Origin of the sequence: Tritonibacter litoralis, from assembly GCF_009496005.1 — a bacterium.
In the GTDB taxonomy this organism is placed as follows: domain Bacteria; phylum Pseudomonadota; class Alphaproteobacteria; order Rhodobacterales; family Rhodobacteraceae; genus Epibacterium; species Epibacterium litoralis.
Genome location: NZ_WIBF01000045.1, coordinates 1 through 1,231, shown reverse-complemented (window position 1 = coordinate 1,231; position 1,231 = coordinate 1). Strand labels below are relative to the sequence as shown.

At 56.1% G+C, this 1,231-nt stretch carries 1 protein-coding gene; it reads right to left on the bottom strand.

Annotation, left to right across the window (positions count from 1 at the left end; translation table 11 throughout):
• Nucleotides 1–38 precede the first annotated feature (38 nt).
• Nucleotides 39–1,168 (bottom strand): IS3 family transposase gene (locus tag GFB49_RS20905; protein ID WP_153218192.1). Its coding sequence is split into 2 segments (ribosomal slippage): nucleotides 39–925 and nucleotides 925–1,168, totalling 1,131 coding nucleotides; the frame shifts between segments, so codons are not numbered across the junction.
• Nucleotides 1,169–1,231 lie beyond the last annotated feature (63 nt).

Genomic DNA, 1,231 nt, shown 5'->3' with positions numbered 1-1,231 from the left:
TGGACCTGTCCCGCTTTTGTGCCGCCCCCAGTGCTCGTTTAGGCCACTTTTCGCTCGAAGGCGACGGGGCTTTTCCAGCCCAATGCTGAGTGCTGTCGGCGTGGATTGTAGAAGCCGTTGATGTATTCGAAGATGGCCATTTCAGCATATCGCCGCGTTTTCCAAGTCCGTCGCCAGATCAGCTCAGCTTTGATCGTTTTGAAGAACGTCTCGACGGCAGAGTTGTCATAACAATTGCCTTTGGCGCTCATCGACGCCTTGAACCCGTGCTGGCGCAATATCTTCTGGTAGTCATGTGAGCAGTATTGCGACCCGCGATCCGTGTGATGGACGCAGCCCTTGGGCGGTTCTCGCAGCGCGATGGCCATCTTCAAAGCCCGGATCGCGAGATCACGCTTCATCCGGTTGCTGACCGCCCAACCAATTACACGCCGAGAGTGCAGATCAAGGATCACAGCGAGATAAAGCCATCCCTCACGCGTCCACACGTAGCTGATGTCGCCCGCCCATTTCTGATTGGGCGCATCCGCATGGAAGTCCCGGTTCAGCAGATTGGGGGCAATGTTGAACGCATGGTTGCTGTCAGTGGTCACCTTGTATTTCTTCGACCGCTCAACGCGGATACCATTCTCGCGCATCAATCGACCGACGCGCCGATGGCCGATGTTCAAACCAAGCTCTTTCAACTCTTCCGTCATTCTCGGCCTGCCATAGCTGCCCAAGCTAAGGCGAGATTGTTCCTTGATGTGTGCCAGCACGACCATGTCGGTTCGCTGCCGTTGGCTGGCCGGGCGGCTTCGATAAGCGCGTAAGCCTCGCTCGCTGACGTCTAGAACCTGGCAGAGGCGGTTGGTCGGGAAATCGCAGCCGTGCTCTTCGATGAACCTGAACCTCATGGCTTTTGGCTCGCGAAGAAGACTGTGGCCTTTTTTAAGATATCCCTCTCCTCCTTGAGAATACGGTTCTCGCGTCGAAGCCGTTCATTCTCACGGGCAAGGTCCAAGTCTTTGTCCGACACCACCTCGGTATCCCGATGCGCCGTAACCCACTTATTCAACGTCGACAGGCCAACGCCCAAATCTGACGCCACCTGCTTCCGTGTCAGCCCACTCGTCAGTGCGAGCCGCACCGCATCAGCGCGGAATTCGTCCGTCCGTTTCAGTCCCATAGTTCGTCTCCTTTTCTGCAATAAATGCTATCAAAGGAGCGGCATCAAACCGCGACAGTTCCA